General features: G+C 58.8%; 15 protein-coding genes. 3 read left to right on the top strand and 12 right to left on the bottom strand.

The annotated features are described in order from the left end of the window. Positions 1 to 7 precede the first annotated feature (7 nt). The 11 genes from AC0IYN_RS22695 to AC0IYN_RS22745 all read right to left on the bottom strand — a co-directional run bounded on the left by AC0IYN_RS22695 (position 8) and on the right by AC0IYN_RS22745 (position 12159). Positions 8 to 421, bottom strand: a complete 414-nt coding sequence (locus tag AC0IYN_RS22695) for an NADH-quinone oxidoreductase subunit A (RefSeq protein ID WP_003219575.1) — start codon at positions 419 to 421, stop codon at positions 8 to 10. Positions 422 to 1093: 672 nt separating this feature from the next. Next, positions 1094 to 2419, bottom strand: coding sequence for an isocitrate lyase (gene aceA, locus AC0IYN_RS22700; protein ID WP_025858968.1), 1326 nt, complete (start codon positions 2417 to 2419; stop codon positions 1094 to 1096). Between the two features lie 492 nt (positions 2420 to 2911). After that, positions 2912 to 3649, bottom strand: a complete 738-nt coding sequence (locus AC0IYN_RS22705) for a secretin N-terminal domain-containing protein (protein ID WP_457239283.1) — start codon at positions 3647 to 3649, stop codon at positions 2912 to 2914. A 218-nt stretch (positions 3650 to 3867) separates the two neighbouring features. Then, complete coding sequence (locus AC0IYN_RS22710; RefSeq protein WP_457239988.1) at positions 3868 to 4290, bottom strand: GNAT family N-acetyltransferase; 423 nt, start codon at positions 4288 to 4290, stop codon at positions 3868 to 3870. Continuing rightward, the gene (locus AC0IYN_RS22715; RefSeq protein WP_099491829.1) at positions 4283 to 5449 is read right to left on the bottom strand and encodes a ribosomal protein uL16 3-hydroxylase; all 1167 of its coding nucleotides are present in this window, start codon (positions 5447 to 5449) and stop codon (positions 4283 to 4285) included. The genes AC0IYN_RS22710 and AC0IYN_RS22715 overlap by 8 nt, the downstream gene beginning before the upstream one ends. An 84-nt stretch (positions 5450 to 5533) precedes the next feature. Continuing rightward, the gene (gene purB, locus AC0IYN_RS22720; protein WP_471843350.1) at positions 5534 to 6904 is read right to left on the bottom strand and encodes an adenylosuccinate lyase; all 1371 of its coding nucleotides are present in this window, start codon (positions 6902 to 6904) and stop codon (positions 5534 to 5536) included. A gap of 125 nt (positions 6905 to 7029) precedes the next feature. Continuing rightward, complete coding sequence (gene hflD, locus AC0IYN_RS22725; RefSeq protein WP_028616800.1) at positions 7030 to 7653, bottom strand: high frequency lysogenization protein HflD; 624 nt, start codon at positions 7651 to 7653, stop codon at positions 7030 to 7032. Continuing rightward, the gene (gene mnmA, locus AC0IYN_RS22730; RefSeq protein WP_457248064.1) at positions 7650 to 8774 is read right to left on the bottom strand and encodes a tRNA 2-thiouridine(34) synthase MnmA; all 1125 of its coding nucleotides are present in this window, start codon (positions 8772 to 8774) and stop codon (positions 7650 to 7652) included. Before mnmA ends, hflD begins: the two co-directional genes overlap by 4 nt. Before the next feature lie 59 nt (positions 8775 to 8833). Beyond that, entirely contained in the window at positions 8834 to 9280 is a 447-nt protein-coding gene (locus AC0IYN_RS22735) for an NUDIX hydrolase (RefSeq protein ID WP_406597496.1), read from the bottom strand. 71 nt (positions 9281 to 9351) lie between these two features. Continuing rightward, on the bottom strand, positions 9352 to 9753 hold the full coding sequence (locus AC0IYN_RS22740; protein ID WP_457239991.1) for a carbohydrate-binding module family 20 domain-containing protein: 402 nt from the start codon (positions 9751 to 9753) through the stop codon (positions 9352 to 9354). Positions 9754 to 9933: 180 nt separating this feature from the next. Beyond that, positions 9934 to 12159: an NADP-dependent isocitrate dehydrogenase gene (locus AC0IYN_RS22745; RefSeq protein ID WP_471843354.1), complete on the bottom strand. Its 2226-nt coding sequence runs from the start codon at positions 12157 to 12159 to the stop codon at positions 9934 to 9936. 493 nt (positions 12160 to 12652) lie between these two features. On the opposite strand from AC0IYN_RS22745, the gene icd reads away from it, so the two are divergent. Then, positions 12653 to 13909 (top strand): NADP-dependent isocitrate dehydrogenase, encoded by a 1257-nt coding sequence (icd, locus tag AC0IYN_RS22750; RefSeq protein WP_122729012.1) that lies wholly within the window; start codon positions 12653 to 12655, stop codon positions 13907 to 13909. Positions 13910 to 13990: 81 nt separating this feature from the next. Here icd and cspD read toward each other — a convergent pair whose 3' ends face one another. Continuing rightward, entirely contained in the window at positions 13991 to 14266 is a 276-nt protein-coding gene (gene cspD, locus AC0IYN_RS22755) for a cold shock domain-containing protein CspD (RefSeq protein ID WP_457239992.1), read from the bottom strand. A gap of 225 nt (positions 14267 to 14491) precedes the next feature. Between cspD and clpS the strand changes: the two genes are divergently transcribed. Together clpS and clpA are read left to right on the top strand one after the other, a co-directional pair. Further along, complete coding sequence (gene clpS, locus AC0IYN_RS22760; protein WP_005789091.1) at positions 14492 to 14860, top strand: ATP-dependent Clp protease adapter ClpS; 369 nt, start codon at positions 14492 to 14494, stop codon at positions 14858 to 14860. Positions 14861 to 14889: 29 nt separating this feature from the next. After that, entirely contained in the window at positions 14890 to 17160 is a 2271-nt protein-coding gene (clpA, locus tag AC0IYN_RS22765; protein WP_025858957.1) for an ATP-dependent Clp protease ATP-binding subunit ClpA, read from the top strand. Positions 17161 to 17217: the final 57 nt, after the last annotated feature.

The raw sequence follows: 17217 nt of genomic DNA on the forward strand, positions 1-17217 counted from the left end.
CAAAGCCTCATTGTTTCAGCTTCGCTTGCCGCTTACGACGAGCTTCCGGAGCCCAATCAAGGGCGCCCACTCGGAATAGGTAGACAAGGCCTGCCAACAGAATTGCTATGAAAACGAGGGCTTCGACGAATCCGGTCCAGCCGCTTTCGCGGACGGACACAGACCAGGCAAAGAGAAAGAGGGCTTCGATATCGAAGATCACGAACAGCATCGCGACCAGATAGAATTTGGCTGAGAGCCGCAAGCGGGCGCCACCTGTAGGCAGCATGCCGGACTCGAACGGTTCATTTTTGCTGCGGCCCCAGGCTTTTGACCCGAGGAGGCTGGAGACACCAAGCATGAAGGCGCAGAGGCCGACAACACCGAGGAGGAAAATGGCAAAGCCCCAGTTGTGGGCCATGAGTCCTGTCGCTTCGGTCATGCTGGAAATCCTTAACAGAGAGCAAAGGTCTCTGAGCTCGAAAAAGTAACGATGCAGTGACGATATGTCGCACTGCAATCAATCGCGGTGATTTTATGGCTAAACACCGGGCAAGTAAAATTCCGATAGCGAAATTATTCGATGGAATAAGGACATAGTGCACCTTCTTGGGGCTGCAGCCCTTGCGGTGTGGGCATTAGCGAGCTTTTGAACAATTAAGTTTTGTTTCACCTGTAACGAAGTTTTCATGCGCTAAATGATAATGACTATTGTTTGCGCGGGTTTTAAGCGAATGTTTCTCGTGTGGCGGGGGAAGTTGTCGTTACTTGCTTGAATGTCGCTTAGTTGCTGACGGGGATCTTTTAACCGATCTGATCCACGCGAATACCGCTCTGGATCAATGTTTTGCCCAAAATCTTCAACTCGGCGCGTTCCCTGTGGGAGCCGGACTTGCCCGCGATGGCGGTGCATCAGATATGAATGTGGTGTCTGACCCAACGCTATCGCAGCGATGCGGCGACCCGACAAGCCAGCTCCCACATTTTGATCGGTGTTGTGTCAGTCGAATGTTTACCAGCGCAAAAAAAACGCCCCGAACAGGTCGGGGCGTGATTGTTGTGCGGCACTGCGGTTAGGTCTTCCTTGGGGCCGCAGTGGCCGTGTACGCGGTGCTTAGTGGAACTGCTCTTCTTCGGTCGAACCGGTCAGCGCGGTCACGGACGAGGTGCCGCCCTGGATCACGGTGGTCATGTCGTCGAAGTAGCCGGTGCCCACTTCCTGCTGGTGAGCCACGAAGGTGTAGCCCTTGGCGGCGTCAGCGAACTCTTGCTCTTGCAGCTTCACGTAGGCGGTCATGTCGTTGCGGGCGTAGTCGTGCGCCAGGTTGAACATGCTGTGCCACATGTTGTGAATGCCGGCCAGGGTGATGAACTGGTGCTTGTAGCCCATGGCGGACAGTTCGCGCTGGAACTTGGCGATGGTCGCGTCGTCCAGGTTTTTCTTCCAGTTGAAAGAAGGCGAGCAGTTGTAGGACAGCAGTTGGTCCGGGTATTCCTTCTTGATCGCTTCGGCGAAACGACGGGCTTCGTCCAGGTCTGGCTTAGCGGTTTCGCACCAGATCAGGTCGGCGTACGGCGCGTAGGCCAGGCCGCGAGCGATGGCCTGGTCAAGACCGGCGCGGACTTTATAGAAGCCTTCCTGGGTACGCTCGCCGGTCACGAACGGTTGGTCGTACGGGTCGCAGTCCGAGGTCAGCAGGTCGGCGGCGTTGGCGTCGGTACGCGCCAGGATGATGGTCGGAGTACCGGCAACGTCAGCAGCCAAGCGGGCAGCGGTCAGCTTCTGTACCGCTTCCTGGGTCGGAACCAGTACCTTGCCACCCATGTGGCCACATTTCTTCACGGATGCCAGTTGGTCTTCGAAGTGCACGCCGGCAGCACCAGCCTCGATCATGCTCTTCATCAGCTCGTAGGCGTTCAGTACGCCGCCGAAACCGGCTTCAGCGTCAGCCACGATCGGCGCGAAGTAGTCGATATAACCTTCATCACCCGGGCCTTTACCGGCTTTCCACTGGATCTGGTCGGCACGACGGAACGAGTTGTTGATGCGCTTGACCACGGTTGGAACCGAATCCACCGGGTACAGCGATTGGTCGGGGTACATGGATTCAGCGGAGTTGTTGTCCGCTGCCACTTGCCAGCCGGACAGGTAGATCGCCTGGATACCGGCTTTCACCTGTTGCACTGCCTGGCCGCCAGTGAGGGCGCCCATGCAGTTGACGAAATCTTTGTCGGGACGGAAGGAAGGCTTGGCACCTTGGGTCACCAGGTTCCACAGCTTCTCGGCGCCGAGTTTTGCAAAGGTGTGCTCAGGTTGGACCGAGCCACGCAGGCGGACGACGTCAGCAGCGGAATAAGCGCGGGTCACGCCTTTCCAGCGTGGGTTTTCAGCCCAGTCTTTTTCGAGGGCTGCAATTTGCTGTTCGCGTGTCAGTGCCATGGAAGTAAACCTCGTCGCGTCTTCTTGTGGTGGAAAAAATCCATTTGCCAGCCCTGCATTCAAATGCGTGGGCAGGGCTGCTCGCTGACCAGAAGCTTAGGCGGTCATGTCGGGTCTGGCGGGGAATGCGACGGGATGAACGAGTGGCGAGAGGGTGGAGTAGGTACAGGCGGACCGAGAACAGTCTCCGGGCGTCGTGGGCCCTTGGGTGTTCAACAGCGTGCAGCCGGGTTACCTGGTTAGCTTCCGTCCCTCGGGACAACTTCGTTCCAGTCGCAACCTCGTCAAACACGCCTTGTGGGCGGTACAGACACGAATCGGCTCAGGTGGGTAGCTTAGAGCGGCGATCCGAAGGCCCTTGCCAGGGCCCCTGATTAGCGGGAGCGAGGCCATCATGCCCATGCTTTTTTGGATCGTCAAATGTTTTGTAGTGCTTTTTTTCAAGCACTACATCTTTAGTCTAATACGACTCATCAGTCAGTTTTTGGTGCTTCAGTTCAGGGTGTCGACCTTCACCCGTACAGTCAGGTCATCGCGGCCCTGAGTAGAGTAGCTGCGGGTTGTAGAGGATTTGTCGGCCTGGGTTTCGCGATTGATGCCGGCCAGGGGAATCCACTCGCCTAGTCGTCCGCTGACGGTTGTGTCGGTACTTTGCACATTCACTACATCCGGACGTTCCTGGCTCATGCGGTCACGGTTGGTACTGATTGCCAGGTGCACGGTTTCGCCAGTGACGCTGGCCGTCACGTAGAACCCCTGGGTGACGTTGCGATACTGGGTCTGGTTTTGCAGGCGGCCGTAGCTGTCCTGCTGGGTGGTGGTCAGCGGTACGCTCTGGCCGACCTGGATCAGCGCGGGCACGCCTTCGCTGGCCTGGATCTGCTGGATGCCACCGTCACGGCTGGTGGTGCCATAGCTGATGATGCGGGTCTGGCTGTCGCCGCTGTTCTGCTGATTGTTTTCGTTGGTGTCGACGGTGATCAGCAGGCGTTTGGCGGGAGTGTCGAGTTGAGAGAGCAGGGCGCGCAGATTCTCGATCTTGGCCGGGTCAGCGTTAACAATCAGTTGGTTGCCGTAAGCGCTGACGGTGCCGTCCTTGCCGATGAAATTCTGCGCCACGGGGAGCAGGTCGGCGCTGGTGCGGTTGCTCAGGTTGACGACTTCGGTGTCGGCCATCGCCGAGACGCTGGCGGTCAGGAGGAGGGCGGTGAGCAGGGTGCGTAGGGACATGTCCGTTATCTCTGCGAGTCATTTAGGCTGGATAGTGCCAGTTTGTCGGCCTGGCGGGTCGCAAATTGAATCGTAGACGGCAAAATGCCCTGCATGGCAGGGCATTTGTAGTGGTGCTCAAATAGCCTTCGCGAGCAAGCCCGCTCCCACATTTGACCGAGTGCACTCTTTGGAATGCGGTCGAATGTGGGAGCGGGCTTGCTCGCGAACGAGACAGCTCAGGCCCCGCGCACCATGTCTACATGCGGAATCCCGACTTCAAGAAACTCATCACTGACAATCTTGAAACCCAGCCGTTCATAGAACGGTGCAGCATAAACCTGCGCACTCAGGAACTGCCGGGTCTGGCCACGTTTCTCGGCCACGCCGATCACCGCTTCCATCAGCTTGTCGCCGACCTTCAAGCCGCGCCAGTCCTTGAGGACCGACACGCGTCCGATCTCGCCACTGGGCAGCAGGCGCGCAGTGCCAATCGGAAAATCGCCTTCGAATGCAAGGAAATGCACCGCGCCGGCGTCATCCGCGTCCCATTCCAGCTCCGGTGGAACCGATTGTTCAGCGATAAACACCGCTTCACGAATGCGCCGAATCTCGGCGATATCCTTTTGCCAGTCCGCGACACTTACGTGAATCTTATTCATCGGCAAATCCCAGGCTTCCTTGCTTGACCAGTTCGCACAGCAGGTCGCGGCCGTCTTCGTCAGCCAGCCAGTCGCCGAGGTTCTCGCTGTGCAGCGCATCGGCCGAGCACACCAGCTTCAGCAGTTCACGCAGCTTGCCGGGCAGGTAACGGCTCTGGCCGCTGGCGAACAGCAGTACGTCGTCGTCGACTTCGGACCAGGCCAGGCGCGCGCTTGGGTTGCGCACCAGGATCGCGCCGTCTTGCAGGCTGCTGAGGAAGTCTTCTTCGCCCAGCTCTTCACCCGCCACCAGTTCCGGGTAGCGCGGCTCGGTCATGAACTGGCCGAACCAGGTCAGCAGCATGCGCTCGTCGCTCATGTGCTCGGCCAGCAGGCTCTTGAGGCGGTCCAGCGCGTCGCCCTGGATCTGGTGCGGGTCGCTGACCGGCTGGGCGTCGGCGTCGGTGTAGCGTTCTTCGTCCGTCAGGTACTGGCTGAGGAAGTCGGTGAAGTGGGTCAGCACTTCGGCGGCGCTCGGTGCACGGAAACCCACGGAGTAGGTCATGCAGTCATCTTCGGCAATGCCGAAGTGCGCCAGGCGTGGCGGCAGGTAGAGCATATCGCCCGGTTCCAGCACCCACTCAGCGCTTTCTTCGAATTCGGCGAGGATGCGCAGGTCCGCGTGTTGCAGCAGCGGGCTCTCCGAGCTGCACATCTGGCCAATCTTCCAGTTGCGCTTGCCCTGGGCCTGCAGCAGGAACACATCGTAGTTGTCGAAGTGCGGGCCGACGCTGCCGCCCGGCGCGGCAAAGCTGATCATCACGTCGTCGATGCGCCAGCTTGGCAGGAAGCGGAACTGCTCCAGCAATTCCGCCACTTCCGGCACGAACTGGTCGACCGCTTGCACCAGCAGGGTCCACTCGCGCTCAGGCAGGGTGCTGAAGGCGTCTTCGGCGAATGGGCCGCGACGCAGTTCCCACGGACGCTCGCCGTGTTCGATCACCAGGCGCGACTCGACTTCTTCTTCCAGCGCCAGGCCGGCCAGTTCGTCGGCGTCGATCGGGCTTTCGAAATCAGGGATGGCCTGGCGGATCAGCAGCGGTTTTTTCTGCCAGTAGTCGCGCAGGAATTCCCGTGCCGTGATGCCGCCCAGAAGTTGAAGAGGGATATCAGGATTCATGTGTAACCTATTGAAAAAAAGCACTTTTCAGACTGGAATAAAAACGCCCGGCGCGGCCGGGCGTCTCAAAGGGTCGAGCGATGATCAGATGCGCTTGGCTTGCTCTACAGCGTTACCGATGTAGTTGGCCGGGGTGAGCAGTTTCAGCTCGGCCTTGGCCGCGGCTGGCATGTCCAGGCCGTCGATGAAAGTCTGCAGTGCTTCAGGGCTGATGCCCTTGCCGCGCGTCAATTCTTTCAGCTTCTCGTACGGGTTTTCGATGTTGTAGCGACGCATCACGGTCTGGATCGGCTCGGCCAAGACTTCCCAGCACGCGTCCAGGTCAGCGGCGATCTTCTGCTCGTTGAGCTCCAGCTTGCTGATGCCTTTGAGGCTGGCTTCGTACGCGATCACGCTATGGGCAAAGCCCACACCGAGGTTGCGCAGTACGGTGGAGTCGGTCAGGTCGCGCTGCCAGCGGGAGATCGGCAGCTTGCTGGCCAGGTGCTGGAACAGGGCGTTGGCGATGCCGAGGTTGCCTTCGGAGTTTTCGAAGTCGATCGGGTTGACCTTGTGTGGCATGGTCGACGAACCGATTTCACCGGCAATGGTGCGCTGCTTGAAGTAGCCCAGGGAGATGTAGCCCCAGATATCGCGATCAAAGTCGATCAGGATGGTGTTGAAGCGCGCAATGGCGTCGAACAGCTCGGCAATGTAGTCGTGCGGTTCGATCTGCGTGGTGTACGGGTTGAAACCCAGGCCCAGCTCGTCTTCGATGAAGGCGCGGGCATTGGCTTCCCAATCGATCTCCGGGTAGGCCGACAGGTGGGCGTTGTAGTTGCCCACGGCGCCGTTGATCTTGCCCAGCAGCGGTACAGCGGCGACTTGAGCGATCTGGCGCTCCAGGCGGTACACCACGTTGGCCAGTTCTTTGCCCAGGGTCGTCGGCGAAGCCGGTTGGCCGTGGGTGCGCGACAGCATTGGCACGTCGGCAAAACGGATAGCCAGTTCGCGGATGGCGTTGGCGGTCTGGCGCATCAGCGGCAGCATCACGTCATTACGGCCTTCGCGCAGCATCAGGGCGTGGGACAGGTTGTTGATGTCCTCGCTGGTGCAGGCAAAGTGGATGAATTCGCTGACCTGGGCCAGTTCCGGCAGCTTGGCCGCTTGCTCTTTGAGCAGGTATTCGATGGCTTTGACGTCGTGGTTGGTGGTGCGCTCGATCTCTTTCACACGCTCGGCGTGCTCCAGGGAGAAGTTTTCCGCCAGGGTGTTGAGCACGGCGTTGGCTTGCGCGGAGAACGCCGGAACTTCGCTGATGGCGGGGTGAGCGGCCAGGCGCTGGAGCCAACGCACTTCAACCAGTACACGAGCACGGATCAGGCCGTATTCGCTGAAAATAGGGCGCAGGGCCTGGGTTTTGCCGGCGTAGCGGCCGTCTACAGGGGAAACCGCAGTGAGCGAAGAGAGCTGCATGGGGTGTTCTCGGACAGTCGGGCAACGAAATGGGGCGCGTATCATACATGAAAAAATCCGCCGGTCCGTTGCCAACTGACCGGCGTATTACGCGTAACGGCTTGAAAAAGGCCTGCTGGTGCGACTTATTCGTTGCGCATCAACGGGTAAAGCTCTTTGAGCAATTTGCGACGGCTGATCACCAATTGCCAACGATGACCACCCAACTGGCGCCACAACCGCGCCGAACGAATACCGGCCAGGAGCAGGGCGCGGATTTTCGAGGCGTTGTTCGGTTGCTGCAGGTTGCGCATGTCGCCGTGGACCTGGATCCGCTGGCGCAAGGTGCTCAAGGTGTCCTGGTACAGCGCGCCACAGGCTGCGATCACGTTTTCGTGGGCCGGGCCGAAGTGTTCCACCTGGGACTGGATCTGCGGCAGACGCTTGCCGATGACTTCCAGCATGTCGTCACGCTTGGCCAGTTGACGCTCCAGGCCGAGCATCGACAAGGCGTAGCGCAGCGGCTCGCGCTGCAGGGTGCTGGGGTCGCGTTCCAGTGCGCCGATCAGCGCGCGGTAGCCTTCACGCAGCGCGAGGTCGTCGCCGCCGTAGACCTCCAGGGTGTCCTTGGGGTCGCGGATCAGCAGGCTGCCGAGCATGCAGGTCAGGCCTGCTTCGGTGACCTGGCCGGTCTTGGCGATCTTGTCCACCAGCACCGCGGCGAGAAAGACCCCGCCCAGCGCCGTCAATTGCTCCTGGGTCGGGCTCATGCCGATTTGCTCCAAGCTTCGGCCACTTCAATCACGCCGCCGCCCAGGCAGATTTCGCCGTCGTAGAACACCACAGACTGGCCAGGCGTGACCGCGCGTTGCGGGTCATCGAAAGTGGCGCGGTAGCCGGTGGCGGTTTTTTCCAGGGTGCAGGGCTGGTCGCTCTGGCGATAACGCACTTTGGCGGTCAGGCGGCGCGGGGTGCTCAGGTCGATCGGGTTGACCCAATAGATTTCCGAAGCCAGCAGGGCGCCGGAGAACAGCAGCGGATGCTCGTTGCCTTGGCCGACGATCAGCACGTTGTTTTCCAGGTCCTTGACCAGCACGTACCACGGTTCTTCACCGGCATCTTTCAAGCCGCCGATGCCCAGGCCCTGGCGCTGGCCGATGGTGTGGTACATCAAGCCATGGTGACGGCCGATGACTTCACCTTCGGTGGTATGGATTTCGCCCGGTTGCGCCGGCAGGTACTGCTTGAGGAAGTCGCTGAAGCGGCGCTCGCCGATAAAGCAGATCCCGGTGGAATCCTTCTTCTTGGCGGTGGCCAGGCCGTGTTTCTCGGCGATCCTGCGCACTTCGGGTTTTTCCAGCTCGCCCACCGGGAACAGGGTCTTGGCGATCTGTTCACCGCCGACGGCGTGCAGGAAGTAGCTCTGGTCCTTGTTCGGGTCCAGGCCCTTGAGCAACTCGGTGCGGCCCTCGATATCGCGGCGGCGCACGTAGTGGCCAGTGGCGATCAGGTCGGCGCCGAGCATCATGGCGTAGTCGAGGAACGCCTTGAACTTGATCTCGCGGTTGCACAGGATATCCGGGTTCGGCGTGCGGCCGGCCTTGTATTCGGCCAGGAAGTGCTCGAACACGTTGTCCCAGTACTCGGCGGCGAAGTTGGCGGTGTGTAGCTTGATACCGATCTTGTCGCACACGGCCTGGGCGTCCGCCAGGTCGTCCATGGCGGTGCAGTATTCCGTTCCATCGTCTTCTTCCCAGTTCTTCATGAACAGGCCTTCCACCTCATAACCCTGCTCCATGAGCAGAACGGCGGAAACGGAAGAATCCACGCCGCCGGACATGCCGACGATGACGCGCTTCTTTTGTGTGTCAGAAGGGGCTGGATCACGCATAGGGTTTCAACGGGTGTCTTGAAAAAGGACGCGATTCTATCAGGCTCAGGCCTTCAAGGCTAAAGAGAAGGGCGGATCAATTCGAGACTGTGGCAGTGGCCGGCCAGATAATCATCGATACAGCGGATGATCAGCTCGCTGCGCCAGTCGTCGCGCAGGTCCATCAGTTCGTCGCGGGTCAGCCAGCGGGCACGCAGGATGCCTTCGTCGAGTTGATAGTCAGGGTGGTGTTTCAGGGCTTTGGCGATGAAGCACACACGCTGGTAGGTCACGCCATTGCTGGGGGCGGTGTACAGGTAAATGCCGACGATGCCGGTGGCTTCGACGTCCCAGCCGGTTTCTTCGAGGGTTTCGCGGATGGCAGCTTCGGTCAGGGTTTCGTTTGGGTCGAGGTGGCCGGCAGGCTGGTTGAGCACGGCGCGACCGCCTTTGAGCTCTTCGACCATCAGGAAGCGGCCATTGTCTTCGACGAGTGTGGCGACGGTGATGTGGGGTTGCCAGGTCATAAGCGGGTCTCAAGTACGGGGGGGGGGGTGTGTATCGTGTCCGCATGATACGCCTGGCAATGTCGAAAGGCTTAGAACGTGCCAGTGGTTTGCACTGTCGGGGAAAATGTCAGTATTGCCTCGTTGTTCGGGTCGGGCTGCCATTTTTGAACGTCTGAGGCGTTATTCTCATTGCGGATAATGCACTTCCATTCCACTTTTTCATTGAGCTTAACATTGGAAAATCCCACCGAGCCGGTCCAGGTCGGGTAATTCGAAGGGGTGAGTAAAACGGCTTTAGCTGGGTCCCATTTTCCGATCTCTGGCAGCGACCCCACTACATAGACGCTGTATCCGGGTTTTGTGATGCCATTTTTGCAGGTGAAGTCGGCGTGGAGAAAATAGCTTATTTGGACATTTTGACCGGCATTCGCTAATGGCAGCACTGCAAGTAAGACAGCGTAAAGCGGTACAGAAATATAGGTGTGTAACATTTGAGTGTCTCCTGTTCTTTGGGGCATTAGCCGCATTAGCAGGATGGTCTCTGGGGGGCGTCAGGTAACCTGTCAAAGCTAACAGTTCATTAGAGTCTTTCGAGATAACACTTCCCTTGCAGTGGCCTGAAAACACAAACCCCGGCACATGGCCGGGGTTCGTGGTATCGCCTTACAACCTTACTTCAACTTGGCAATTGCCGCATTGAGGGTGTTGCTTGGGCGCATGGCTTTGCTGGTCAGCTCTGGGTTCGGCGCGTAGTAGCCGCCGATGTCCACTGGCTTGCCCTGTTCGGCGTTGAGCTCGGCAACGATGGTTGCTTCGTTCGCGGTCAGGGCCTTGGCCAGTTCGCCAAACTGCGCTTGCAGTGCAGTGTCTTCGGTCTGGGCGGCCAGGGCTTGAGCCCAGTACAGCGCCAGGTAGAAGTGGCTGCCGCGGTTGTCGATGTTGCCGACTTTGCGCGATGGCGACTTGTTGTTGTCGAGGAACTGGCCGGTGGCCTGGTCCAGGGTCTTGGACAGTACCAGGGCTTTCGGGTTGTTGTACGTCACACCCAAATGCTCAAGGGACGCGGCCAACGCCAGGAACTCGCCCAGGGAATCCCAGCGCAGGAAGTTTTCTTCAACCAGTTGCTGTACGTGCTTTGGAGCCGAGCCGCCGGCGCCGGTTTCGAACAGGCCACCACCGTTCATCAGCGGCACGATCGACAGCATCTTGGCGCTGGTGCCCAGTTCCATGATCGGGAACAGGTCGGTCAGGTAGTCACGCAGTACGTTACCGGTCACCGAGATGGTGTCCAGGCCCTTGCGGGTGCGCTCCAGGGTGAACTTCATCGCGTCGACCGGCGACATGATGCGGATGTCCAGGCCTTCGGTGTTGTGGTCTTTCAGGTAAGCCTGAACCTTCTCGACCACGACGCCATCGTGCGCTCGTTTAGGGTCCAGCCAGAAAATGGCCGGGGTGTTGCTGGCGCGGGCACGGTTGACGGCCAGTTTGACCCAGTCCTGGATCGGCGCGTCTTTGGTCTGGCACATGCGGAAGATGTCGCCGGCTTCGACTTTCTGTTCCATCAGCAGGTTGCCCTTGCTGTCGGTGACGCGGACTACGCCGTCAGCCTTGATCTGGAAGGTCTTGTCGTGGGAGCCGTACTCTTCGGCTTTCTTCGCCATCAGGCCAACGTTTGGCACGCTGCCCATGGTGGTTGGGTCGAAGGCGCCATTGGCCTTGCAGTCTTCGATGACCGCTTGGTAGATGGTGGCGTAGCAGCGATCCGGGATCACAGCCTTGGTGTCGTGCAGTTGACCGTCGGTGCCCCACATCTTGCCAGAGTCACGGATCATGGCCGGCATCGAGGCGTCGACGATCACGTCGCTCGGCACGTGCAGGTTGGTAATGCCTTTGTCGGAGTTGACCATCGCCAGGGAAGGGCGAGCGGCGTAGACCGCCTGGATGTCCGCTTCGATCTGCGCTTGCTGCTCGGCCGGCAGGGCCTTGATGCGAGCGTACAGGTCGCCGATGCCGTTGTTCAGGTTGAAGCCGATCTGCTCCAGCACGGTGGCGTGCTTGGCCAGGGCGTCTTTATAGAACTCGGCTACGATCTGGCCGAACATGATCGGGTCGGAAACCTTCATCATGGTGGCTTTCAGGTGAACCGACAGCAACACGCCTTGCTTCTTGGCGTCTTCGATTTCAGCGGCGATGAACGCGCGCAGGGCTTTCTTGCTCAGTACGGCGGTGTCGATGATTTCGCCGGCCTGTACCGAGGTCTTTTCCTTCAGGACGGTGGCGGTGCCATCCTGAGCAATCAGCTCGATTTTGACAGCATCAGCGGCTTCGATCTGCACGGCTTTTTCGCTGCCGTAGAAGTCGCCGTTGCTCATGTGGGCGATGTGCGACTTGGAGTCGGCAGCCCAGGCGCCCATCTTGTGCGGGTGCTTGCGTGCATAGTTCTTGACCGACAGCGGTGCGCGGCGGTCGGAGTTGCCTTCGCGCAGTACCGGGTTCACGGCGCTGCCCTTGACCTTGTCGTAACGTGCACGGGTTTCTTTTTCCGCGTCGGTGGTTACGGTTTCCGGGTAGTCCGGCAGGGCGTAGCCCTGGGCCTGCAGTTCCTTGATCGCGGCTTGCAGCTGCGGGGTCGAGGCACTGATGTTAGGCAGTTTGATGATGTTGGCTTCAGGCGTAACGGCCAGGTCGCCCAGTTCGGCGAGGTGGTCCGGGATAGCCTTGGTGCCCAGTTGCTCGGGGAAGCTTGCGAGGATGCGCGCGGCGAGGGAGATGTCGCGGGTTTCCACGGCAATATCAGCGGAAGCGGTGAAGGCCTCTACGATAGGCAGCAATGAATAGGTGGCGAGGGCTGGGGCTTCGTCGGTGAAGGTGTAGATGATCTTCGAGCGGGTGGGCATATTCGGATTAACTCTCTTCTTTGCTGAAAGCGTGCGCAGAAACTCGAGATGCGCCGGGTGGAGCGCGTTCGTTCAAAGTCATCCATGAGCGAAATGTCGAGGTTTCTTCGCGGTGATGTTGGGTTGCATCAGTCGAGCGTCAAGCGGGTGGACTATTGTTTAGTCCGGCTTTTCTGGCGGAGGGCACTGTTATAGAGCGGTCGGCCGTCGTGACTCTTTGGTCAGCGGCGGCATTATACATAGGTCGCTATGCTTACGCCGAGCCTTCATACAAAAGGTGTGTCGTCCATTGGTCTAAAGGTCGCAGGGCCCAAGTTGCGACCAAAGTCGCACGATGTGCTCAAGATTGGCGATTTTGCCTTTGCTTTCAGGCTTGTAGGCGACAAATTATGCTGTTTTCGATGCAAATGAGCATGGCGTGAGGTTTCAGTCGCCATTTATCTGGAGTAGGCTCGAACGCAGCCAGATGTTCAATCCATAGATGGAGTTCAGCATGGGATACAAGAAGATTCAGGTTCCGGCAGTCGGCGACAAAATCACCGTCAATGCAGACCATTCTCTCAATGTTCCTGACCAACCGATCATCCCTTACATCGAAGGTGACGGTATCGGCGTCGACATCAGCCCGGTGATGATCAAGGTGGTCGACGCAGCTGTTGAAAAGGCCTACGGCGGCAAGCGCAAAATCTCGTGGATGGAGGTTTATGCCGGCGAGAAAGCGACTCAAGTCTACGACCAGGACACCTGGCTGCCCCAGGAAACCCTGGACGCGGTCAAGGATTACGTGGTGTCCATCAAGGGCCCGCTGACCACGCCGGTCGGTGGCGGCATCCGTTCGTTGAACGTGGCCCTGCGTCAACAACTCGACCTGTATGTATGCCTGCGCCCAGTGCGCTGGTTCGAAGGCGTGCCCAGCCCGGTCAAGAAGCCTGGCGATGTGGACATGACCATCTTCCGTGAAAACTCAGAAGACATTTACGCCGGGATCGAATGGAAGGCCGGCTCCCCCGAAGCGATCAAGGTGATCAAGTTTCTCAAGGAAGAAATGGGCGTCACCAAGATCCGTTTCGACCAGGATTGCGGGATTGGCGTGAAGCCGGTCTCCAAGGAAGGGACCAAGCGCCTGGCGCGTAAAGCCCTGCAATATGTAGTGGATAACGACCGCGATTCGCTGACCATCGTGCACAAGGGCAACATCATGAAGTTCACCGAAGGTGCCTTCAAGGAATGGGCCTACGAAGTGGCGGCCGAAGAATTTGGCGCCACACTGCTCGACGGCGGCCCGTGGATGCAGTTCAAGAACCCGAAGACCGGCAAGAATGTGGTGGTCAAGGACGCCATTGCCGACGCCATGCTCCAGCAGATCCTGCTGCGTCCGGCCGAGTATGACGTGATCGCCACGCTTAACCTGAATGGTGATTACCTGTCTGACGCCTTGGCGGCGGAGGTGGGCGGTATTGGTATTGCGCCGGGCGCCAACCTGTCGGACACCGTGGCGATGTTCGAAGCGACCCACGGTACTGCGCCCAAGTATGCGGGCAAGGACCAGGTCAACCCGGGTTCGTTGATTCTGTCAGCCGAGATGATGTTGCGCCACATGGGTTGGACCGAGGCGGCGGACTTGATCATCAAGGGCACCAACGGTGCGATTTCGGCCAAGACCGTGACCTATGACTTCGAGCGTCTGATGGACGGTGCGAAGCTGGTGTCGTCGTCGGGCTTTGGTGATGCGCTGATTTCGCATATGTAATGATGCGGGCATAAAAAACGGCCATCCCGACTTGATTGGGGTGGCCGTTTTTTTATCGCAAGCTGCACGTTCGGCGGCGGTTCAGGCCGTTTGTTTATTTTCTATTTCGCTCGTACGCGCTGCCGGGGTAGCAATGACTTCTTTCGCTGTGTCGATATTCACGGCGTGCAGTCCTTTAGGGCCTTGAATAATCTCAAAGCTCACCGGTTGTCCCGCTTTCAGCGTTTTGTATCCGTCCATGATGATCGCTGAATAGTGCGCAAAAAGGTCCTCGGTTTTCCCTTCTTCGTTAACAAAACCATATCCTTTGGCATTGTTGAACCATTTGACCTTGCCATTGATCTTGACGCCAGACATACCCATATCCCTCTGCACCAGACTCCATCACTGGAGTATCATCCAGTTTATCCGTCCTAACCCGAATAAATAAGGTTGACTGCGCGGACCTTTTTTACCCACTGTGGGTTCTATTGGTTGTAACACCGTTTCGCCGATAGTCAAGGCGACCGATCGGTCAGTAGTTGAAATTCTGACAGGTCGCCCCCACCACTGTATTTGAACCACTGACGAACCTTTCTTTCCATGCATGCAAACAGCCAGATTCGACTAACATTCAATCAGGATCGACCGGATCAGGAACATGATGACGACGGTTCTGCAGGCATTGCTGTTCAGGAGGCCAAGCCTGCTCTCCAGGCGCCGCCGATGTACAAGGTGGTTTTGTTCAATGATGACTACACACCGATGGATTTCGTGGTCGAAGTACTCGAGGTGTTTTTTAACCTGAACCGCGAGTTGGCGACCAAGGTAATGCTGGCCGTTCACACAGAAGGACGGGCAGTATGTGGAGTGTTTACCCGCGACATCGCCGAGACAAAGGCCATGCAGGTCAACCAGTACGCCAGGGAAAGCCAGCATCCGCTACTCTGTGAAATCGAGAAGGACGGTTAACGCCGACCACTTGGGTATGAGGTGAAGCTATGTTAAACCGCGAGCTCGAAGTCACCCTCAATCTTGCCTTCAAGGAGGCCCGTTCGAAGCGTCATGAATTCATGACCGTCGAGCACCTGCTGCTGGCACTTTTGGATAACGAAGCTGCCGCCACCGTTCTACGTGCGTGCGGCGCCAACCTCGACAAACTCAAGCACGACCTGCAGGAGTTTATCGACTCCACCACGCCACTGATCCCCGTGCATGACGAGGACCGTGAGACCCAGCCAACCCTGGGCTTCCAGCGGGTATTGCAGCGTGCTGTTTTCCACGTTCAGAGCTCCGGTAAGCGTGAAGTCACGGGCGCCAATGTGCTCGTGGCGATTTTCAGCGAACAGGAAAGCCAGGCAGTGTTCTTGCTTAAACAGCAGAGCGTTGCCCGTATCGATGTCGTCAACTACATCGCCCACGGTATCTCCAAGGTGCCTGGGCACGGCGATCATTCCGAGGGTGAGCAGGATATGCAGGACGACGAGGGCGGTGAGTCTTCTTCTTCGGGCAATCCACTGGATGCCTACGCCAGCAACCTCAATGAACTGGCGCGCCAGGGGCGGATCGATCCGCTGGTGGGGCGTGAGCTTGAAGTTGAGCGTGTAGCGCAGATCCTTGCACGCCGTCGCAAGAACAACCCGTTGCTGGTGGGTGAGGCGGGCGTGGGTAAAACCGCGATTGCCGAAGGCCTGGCCAAGCGCATCGTCGATAACCAAGTCCCGGACCTGCTGGCCAACAGTGTCGTCTACTCCTTGGACCTGGGCGCCTTGCTCGCCGGGACCAAGTACCGTGGCGATTTCGAGAAGCGCTTCAAGGCGTTGCTTGGCGAGCTGAAAAAACGCCCGCAGGCGATCCTGTTCATCGACGAAATCCACACCATCATTGGTGCCGGTGCGGCATCCGGTGGGGTGATGGACGCCTCCAACCTGCTCAAGCCGCTGCTGTCGTCGGGTGATATCCGCTGCATCGGTTCCACAACGTTCCAGGAATTCCGAGGCATCTTCGAGAAAGACCGTGCCTTGGCGCGGCGCTTCCAGAAGGTCGATGTGTCCGAGCCTTCGGTTGAAGACACCATCGGCATCCTGCGCGGGCTCAAGGGGCGCTTCGAAGCGCACCACGGCATCGAGTACACCGATGAGGCCTTGCGTTCAGCCGCCGAGCTGGCGTCACGCTACATCAATGACCGCCATATGCCTGACAAAGCCATCGACGTGATCGACGAGGCGGGCGCCTATCAGCGCCTGCAGCCGGTCGAGAAGCGGGTCAAACGCATCGACGTGCCTCAGGTCGAGGACATCGTGGCCAAGATTGCGCGGATTCCGCCAAAACACGTCACCAGTTCCGATAAGGAGCTGCTGCGTAACCTGGAACGCGACCTCAAGCTCACCGTGTTCGGCCAGGATGCTGCCATCGACTCGCTGTCCACCGCGATCAAGCTGTCGCGTGCGGGCCTCAAGTCGCCGGACAAGCCTGTTGGTTCGTTCCTGTTCGCCGGCCCGACCGGCGTCGGCAAGACCGAAGCGGCGCGGCAGTTGGCCAAGGCTATGGGCATTGAGCTGGTGCGGTTCGACATGTCCGAGTACATGGAGCGCCACACCGTGTCGCGCCTGATCGGTGCGCCTCCGGGCTATGTCGGTTTCGACCAGGGCGGCCTGTTGACCGAGGCGATCACCAAGCAGCCACATTGCGTGTTGCTGCTCGATGAAATCGAGAAGGCCCACCCTGAAGTCTTCAACCTGCTGCTGCAGGTGATGGATCACGGCACCCTGACCGACAACAACGGGCGCAAGGCGGATTTCCGCAACGTGATCGTGATCATGACCACCAACGCCGGTGCCGAAACGGCCGCGCGGGCTTCTATCGGCTTCACGCATCAGGATCACTCGTCTGATGCCATGGAAGTGATCAAGAAGAGCTTTACGCCGGAGTTCCGTAACCGCCTGGATACCATTATCCAGTTTGGTCGCCTCAGCCATGAGGTCATCAAAAGCGTGGTGGACAAGTTCCTTACCGAGCTTCAGGCGCAGTTGGAAGACAAGCGCGTGCAGCTCGACGTAACGGACGCGGCGCGCAACTGGCTGGCAGAGGGTGGCTACGACGCAGCGATGGGCGCTCGCCCAATGGCGCGTCTGATCCAGGACAAGATCAAGCGGCCATTGGCCGAAGAGATCCTGTTCGGCGAACTCTCCGACCATGGTGGCGTGGTGCACATCGACCTGAAGGACGGCGAGCTGACCTTCGAGTTCGAAACCACGGCTGAAATGGCCTGATCGCTGACCGCAACAAAGCAAAAGGCGCCGAAAGGCGCCTTTTTGCTGCGTGGATAA

The sequence above is a fragment of the Pseudomonas sp. AC112 genome, from assembly GCF_979253545.1.

What these genes read in the sequence shown, in the direction of transcription:
- clpS (WP_005789091.1), top strand. Translation starts at nt 14,492, where the DNA reads ATGCATGCAAACAGCCAGATTCGACTAACATTCAATCAGGATCGACCG.
- clpA (WP_025858957.1), top strand. Translation starts at nt 14,890, where the DNA reads ATGTTAAACCGCGAGCTCGAAGTCACCCTCAATCTTGCCTTCAAGGAG.
- aceA (WP_025858968.1), bottom strand. Translation starts at nt 2,419, where the DNA reads ATGGCACTGACACGCGAACAGCAAATTGCAGCCCTCGAAAAAGACTGG.
- AC0IYN_RS22715 (WP_099491829.1), bottom strand. Translation starts at nt 5,449, where the DNA reads ATGAATCCTGATATCCCTCTTCAACTTCTGGGCGGCATCACGGCACGG.
- AC0IYN_RS22745 (WP_471843354.1), bottom strand. Translation starts at nt 12,159, where the DNA reads ATGCCCACCCGCTCGAAGATCATCTACACCTTCACCGACGAAGCCCCA.
- AC0IYN_RS22740 (WP_457239991.1), bottom strand. Translation starts at nt 9,753, where the DNA reads ATGTTACACACCTATATTTCTGTACCGCTTTACGCTGTCTTACTTGCA.
- AC0IYN_RS22695 (WP_003219575.1), bottom strand. Translation starts at nt 421, where the DNA reads ATGACCGAAGCGACAGGACTCATGGCCCACAACTGGGGCTTTGCCATT.
- AC0IYN_RS22705 (WP_457239283.1), bottom strand. Translation starts at nt 3,649, where the DNA reads ATGTCCCTACGCACCCTGCTCACCGCCCTCCTCCTGACCGCCAGCGTC.
- hflD (WP_028616800.1), bottom strand. Translation starts at nt 7,653, where the DNA reads ATGAGCCCGACCCAGGAGCAATTGACGGCGCTGGGCGGGGTCTTTCTC.
- mnmA (WP_457248064.1), bottom strand. Translation starts at nt 8,774, where the DNA reads ATGCGTGATCCAGCCCCTTCTGACACACAAAAGAAGCGCGTCATCGTC.
- AC0IYN_RS22710 (WP_457239988.1), bottom strand. Translation starts at nt 4,290, where the DNA reads ATGAATAAGATTCACGTAAGTGTCGCGGACTGGCAAAAGGATATCGCC.
- cspD (WP_457239992.1), bottom strand. Translation starts at nt 14,266, where the DNA reads ATGTCTGGCGTCAAGATCAATGGCAAGGTCAAATGGTTCAACAATGCC.
- AC0IYN_RS22735 (WP_406597496.1), bottom strand. Translation starts at nt 9,280, where the DNA reads ATGACCTGGCAACCCCACATCACCGTCGCCACACTCGTCGAAGACAAT.
- purB (WP_471843350.1), bottom strand. Translation starts at nt 6,904, where the DNA reads ATGCAGCTCTCTTCGCTCACTGCGGTTTCCCCTGTAGACGGCCGCTAC.
- icd (WP_122729012.1), top strand. Translation starts at nt 12,653, where the DNA reads ATGGGATACAAGAAGATTCAGGTTCCGGCAGTCGGCGACAAAATCACC.